Source organism: Tamlana crocina (assembly GCF_012037625.1).
Map to the genome: position 1 here is coordinate 1 of NZ_JAAVJS010000808.1, position 291 is coordinate 291.

Below are 291 nucleotides of genomic sequence, written 5' to 3' on the forward strand. Positions count from 1 at the left end.
ATGCCGGCCAATCAGGATCCTCATTTTGAACATCGGCTTTATCGAGTAGTCCCAGACCCAGCAATTCTGATGTCATTAGTTTTCCCACTTCCTTATGATATTCAGCCCAATCTGCACCGGGTACGAGCATCTTTGTAGCATCGTTTTTGACCCTGTTCACAGCATTGTAGACCTCTTTTTGGCGTTTAGTAAATTTCCCCGAAACAGGAATAGTTCGGGAAAGATCACTGGCATAATTGGCATATTCGGCACCGGTGTCAAGTAAAATTAGCTCTCCCTCTTTACATTGCT

Annotated in this window: 1 protein-coding gene; it reads right to left on the reverse strand. The window is 44.3% G+C overall.

The features are described from left to right. Positions 1 to 291 (reverse strand): M24 family metallopeptidase (locus tag HC176_RS19085; protein WP_167920539.1); only part of this gene is annotated, 291 nt, incomplete at both ends.